Annotated in this window: 1 protein-coding gene and 3 rRNA genes; 3 read left to right on the top strand and 1 reads right to left on the bottom strand. The window is 56.6% G+C overall.

Annotated features, from left to right (window positions below; all coding sequences use genetic code 11):
- A partial coding sequence (locus tag NH2_RS29580; RefSeq protein ID WP_218021756.1) for a hypothetical protein occupies positions 1-206 on the bottom strand: 206 nt, incomplete at its 3' end.
- Here NH2_RS29580 and NH2_RS27845 point away from each other — a divergent pair.
- The 3 genes from NH2_RS27845 to rrf all read left to right on the top strand — a co-directional run bounded on the left by NH2_RS27845 (position 203) and on the right by rrf (position 5,299).
- A 16S ribosomal RNA gene (locus tag NH2_RS27845) occupies positions 203-1,719 on the top strand. The genes NH2_RS29580 and NH2_RS27845 overlap by 4 nt on opposite strands.
- A 267-nt stretch (positions 1,720-1,986) precedes the next feature.
- Positions 1,987-5,119 (top strand): 23S ribosomal RNA (locus tag NH2_RS27840).
- Positions 5,120-5,182: 63 nt separating this feature from the next.
- Positions 5,183-5,299 (top strand): 5S ribosomal RNA (gene rrf / locus NH2_RS27835).
- Together the 16S, 23S and 5S rRNA genes form the textbook arrangement of a ribosomal RNA operon.
- The last annotated feature ends 1 nt before the right edge of the window (position 5,300 follow it).

Below are 5,300 nucleotides of genomic sequence, written 5' to 3'. Positions count from 1 at the left end.
GTGCGTGTGTTCTTTGAGAACTCAATAGTGTGTCGATGAATGTCAGTGCCAAATGTTTTTTGGTGCCCGGTTTTCACGCCCCCGTGTGGAGGTCGGGACTTTTTGTCAGCAAGAGTTTTTTTGCTGGTGTTTTGTTTTGCTGGGTTTTCGGACTCGCGTGTTTCTTTCGATTGCGCCCTTTCGGGGGTGTGGTTGTGAGTCTTCAACGGAGAGTTTGATCCTGGCTCAGGACGAACGCTGGCGGCGTGCTTAACACATGCAAGTCGAGCGGTAAGGCCTTCGGGTACACGAGCGGCGAACGGGTGAGTAACACGTGGGTGATCTGCCTCGCACTCTGGGATAAGCCTGGGAAACTGGGTCTAATACCGGATAGGACCACTGGTCGCATGGTTGGTGGTGGAAAGATTTATCGGTGTGAGATGGGCCCGCGGCCTATCAGCTTGTTGGTGGGGTAATGGCCTACCAAGGCGACGACGGGTAGCCGGCCTGAGAGGGCGACCGGCCACACTGGGACTGAGACACGGCCCAGACTCCTACGGGAGGCAGCAGTGGGGAATATTGCACAATGGGCGGAAGCCTGATGCAGCGACGCCGCGTGAGGGATGACGGCCTTCGGGTTGTAAACCTCTTTCGACTCCGACGAAGCGAGAGTGACGGTAGGGGTAGAAGAAGCACCGGCCAACTACGTGCCAGCAGCCGCGGTAATACGTAGGGTGCGAGCGTTGTCCGGAATTACTGGGCGTAAAGAGCTTGTAGGCGGTTTGTCGCGTCGTCCGTGAAAACTTGGGGCTCAACCCCAAGCTTGCGGGCGATACGGGCAGACTTGAGTACTTCAGGGGAGACTGGAATTCCTGGTGTAGCGGTGAAATGCGCAGATATCAGGAGGAACACCGGTGGCGAAGGCGGGTCTCTGGGAAGTAACTGACGCTGAGAAGCGAAAGCGTGGGTAGCGAACAGGATTAGATACCCTGGTAGTCCACGCCGTAAACGGTGGGTACTAGGTGTGGGTTTCCTTCCACGGGATCCGTGCCGTAGCTAACGCATTAAGTACCCCGCCTGGGGAGTACGGCCGCAAGGCTAAAACTCAAAGGAATTGACGGGGGCCCGCACAAGCGGCGGAGCATGTGGATTAATTCGATGCAACGCGAAGAACCTTACCTGGGTTTGACATACACCGGAAACCTGCAGAGATGTAGGCCCCCTTGTGGTCGGTGTACAGGTGGTGCATGGCTGTCGTCAGCTCGTGTCGTGAGATGTTGGGTTAAGTCCCGCAACGAGCGCAACCCTTGTCCTGTATTGCCAGCGGGTTATGCCGGGGACTTGCAGGAGACTGCCGGGGTCAACTCGGAGGAAGGTGGGGACGACGTCAAGTCATCATGCCCCTTATGTCCAGGGCTTCACACATGCTACAATGGCCGGTACAGAGGGCTGCGATACCGTGAGGTGGAGCGAATCCCTTAAAGCCGGTCTCAGTTCGGATCGGGGTCTGCAACTCGACCCCGTGAAGTTGGAGTCGCTAGTAATCGCAGATCAGCAACGCTGCGGTGAATACGTTCCCGGGCCTTGTACACACCGCCCGTCACGTCATGAAAGTCGGTAACACCCGAAGCCGGTGGCCTAACCCCTTGTGGGAGGGAGCCGTCGAAGGTGGGATCGGCGATTGGGACGAAGTCGTAACAAGGTAGCCGTACCGGAAGGTGCGGCTGGATCACCTCCTTTCTAAGGAGCGCATAGCATTTCGGGTCCGAGTGTGGCCCGGTGTTGCTCATGGGTGGAACGCTGACGCCGCTTTCCCTTTCGGGGGTTGCTATATCGACACACTGTTGGGTCCTGAAAGAACACGCGGAAGCGGTTTTTTCACGGAAGAAGAATGCGACGAGACCTGGTCTTCGGTCATACCGCGGAGGTTTTCTCCGGCTGGTGCTGAGTTGTGATCCGGTTTTGTGTGTTGTTTGAGAACTGTACAGTGGACGCGAGCATCTTTGTTTGTAAGTGTTTAAGAGCGTTCGGTGGATGCCTTGGCACCAGGAGCCGATGAAGGACGTAGGAGGCTGCGATAAGCCTCGGGGAGCTGTCAACCGAGCTGTGATCCGAGGATGTCCGAATGGGGAAACCCGGCACGAGTGATGTCGTGTCACCTGCATCTGAATGTATAGGGTGTGTGGAGGGAACGCGGGGAAGTGAAACATCTCAGTACCCGCAGGAAGAGAAAACAAGAGTGATTCCGTGAGTAGTGGCGAGCGAAAGCGGATGAGGCTAAACCGTGTAGATGTGATAGCCGGCAGGCGTTGTCTATGCGGGGTCGTGGGGTTGTTCTTCCCGGTTCTGCCGAGCTGGGCGACAGTCAGAAAGGTTCGTGTTAGTCGAAGTGGTCTGGGATGGCCGACCGTAGACGGTGAGAGTCCGGTAGACGAAAACATGTTCCCTGTCGTGGATGATGCCCGAGTAGCAGCGGGCCCGTGAAATCTGCTGTGAATCTGCCGGGACCACCCGGTAAGCCTGAATACTCCCTGGTGACCGATAGCGGACTAGTACCGTGAGGGAAAGGTGAAAAGTACCCCGGGAGGGGAGTGAAATAGTACCTGAAACCGGACGCTTACAATCCGTCAGAGCCTGCGAGCAGTTTGGTCTGTTGTGGGTGATGGCGTGCCTTTTGAAGAATGAGCCTGCGAGTTAGTGGCATGTGGCGAGGTTAACCCGTGTGGGGTAGCCGTAGCGAAAGCGAGTCCGAATAGGGCGTTGAGTCGTGTGTTCTAGACCCGAAGCGGAGTGATCTACCCATGGCCAGGGTGAAGCGACGGTAAGACGTCGTGGAGGCCCGAACCCACTTAGGTTGAAAACTGAGGGGATGAGCTGTGGGTAGGGGTGAAAGGCCAATCAAACTCCGTGATAGCTGGTTCTCCCCGAAATGCATTTAGGTGCAGCGTTGCGTGTTTCACTCCGGAGGTAGAGCTACTGGATGGCCTAGGGGGCCCACAAGCTTACCGAAGTCAGCCAAACTCCGAATGCCGGGGTGTGAGAGCGTGGCAGTGAGACTGCGGGGGATAAGCTTCGTAGTCGAGAGGGAAACAGCCCAGATCGCCGGCTAAGGCCCCTAAGCGTGTACTAAGTGGAAAAGGATGTGGGGTCGCGAAGACAACCAGGAGGTTGGCTTAGAAGCAGCCACCCTTGAAAGAGTGCGTAATAGCTCACTGGTCAAGTGATCCTGCGCCGACAATGTAGCGGGGCTCAAGTACACCGCCGAAGCCGCGGCACTCCCACAAGACATCGGTTTGGTTCCACGGAACCTTATCTAGTGGTGGGGGTGGGTAGGGGAGCGTCGTGCATCCTGGGAAGCAGCAGCGTGAGCTAGTTGTGGAGGGTGTGCGAGTGAGAATGCAGGCATGAGTAGCGAAAGACGAGTGAGAAACTCGTCCGCCGAATGACCAAGGGTTCCTGGGCCAGGTTAATCCGCCCAGGGTGAGTCGGGACCTAAGGCGAGGCCGACAGGCGTAGTCGATGGACAACGGGTTGATATTCCCGTACCCGTGTATCCGCGCCCAATGGCGAATCATCTGTGCTAACCGTCCTGAACCGGATCCATCACCTTCGGGTGAGGAGAGGGGGATGCACGGGATCCTGGGTGTAGTAGTCAAGCGATGGGGTGACGCAGGAAGGTAGCTGGGCCCGGTAATGGTTGTCCGGGTGTAAGCCTGTAGGGCGTTGTGTAGGTAAATCCGCACAGCATATGGCCTGAGAGGTGATGCGTAGCCGATTGAGGTGAATTCAGTGATCCTATGCTGCCGAGAAAAGCCTCTAGTGAGTTGGTACACGGCCCGTACCCCAAACCGACACAGGTGGTCAGGTAGAGAATACCGAGGCGATCGAGAGAACTGTGGTTAAGGAACTCGGCAAAATGCCCCCGTAACTTCGGGAGAAGGGGGACCGTCGCTGGTGACCGGATTTACTCCGTGAGCTGGTGGTGGTCGCAGAGACCAGAGAGAAGCGACTGTTTACTAAAAACACAGGTCCGTGCGAAGTCGTAAGACGAGGTATACGGACTGACGCCTGCCCGGTGCCGGAAGGTTAAGAGGACCGGTTAGCGCTTCGGCGCGAAGCTGAGAATTTAAGCCCCGGTAAACGGCGGTGGTAACTATAACCATCCTAAGGTAGCGAAATTCCTTGTCGGGTAAGTTCCGACCTGCACGAATGGCGTAACGACTTCTCTGCTGTCTCAACCACAGACTCGGCGAAATTGCATTACGAGTAAAGATGCTCGTTACGCGCGGCAGGACGAAAAGACCCCGGGACCTTCACTATAGCTTGGTATTGGTGTTCGGTACGGTTTGTGTAGGATAGGTGGGAGACTGTGAAGCGGGCACGCCAGTGTTCGTGGAGTCGTCGTTGAAATACCACTCTGGTCGTATTGGACTTCTAACCTCGGGCCATGATCTGGTTCAGGGACAGTGCCTGGTGGGTAGTTTAACTGGGGCGGTTGCCTCCTAAAATGTAACGGAGGCGCCCAAAGGTTCCCTCAGCCTGGTTGGCAATCAGGTGTCGAGTGCAAGTGCACAAGGGAGCTTGACTGTGAGACTGACAGGTCGAGCAGGGACGAAAGTCGGGACTAGTGATCCGGCACCGGCATGTGGAAGCGGTGTCGCTCAACGGATAAAAGGTACCCCGGGGATAACAGGCTGATCTTCCCCAAGAGTCCATATCGACGGGATGGTTTGGCACCTCGATGTCGGCTCGTCGCATCCTGGGGCCGGAGTAGGTCCCAAGGGTTGGGCTGTTCGCCCATTAAAGCGGCACGCGAGCTGGGTTTAGAACGTCGTGAGACAGTTCGGTCTCTATCCGCCGCGCGCGTCAGAAACTTGAGGAAGGCTGTCCCTAGTACGAGAGGACCGGGACGGACGAACCTCTGGTGTGCCAGTTGTTCCGCCAGGAGCACTGCTGGTTGGCTACGTTCGGAAGGGATAACCGCTGAAAGCATCTAAGCGGGAAGCCTGTTCCAAGATGAGGTTTCTCTCCACCATCGAGTGGTTAAGGCCCCCTACAGACCATGGGGTTGATAGGCCGGAACTGGAAGCGCAGTAATGCGTGGAGGTGACTGGTACTAATAGGCCGAGGGCTTACCAACAAAGATGGCTACGCGTCCACTGTACAGTATCTGAAACAACACACACTGTTTGTTTCACAGAGTTACGGCGGTTATAGCGGCAGGGAAACGCCCGGTCCCATTCCGAACCCGGAAGCTAAGCCTGCCAGCGCCGATGGTACTGCACTCGACAGGGTGTGGGAGAGTAGGACACCGCCGGAAC

The organism is Nocardia harenae NBRC 108248 (assembly GCF_001612885.1).
GTDB classification, from domain to species: domain Bacteria; phylum Actinomycetota; class Actinomycetes; order Mycobacteriales; family Mycobacteriaceae; genus Nocardia; species Nocardia harenae.
Note: the sequence above shows the minus strand (reverse complement) of the source record. Positions and strands in the feature narration are given on the sequence as shown.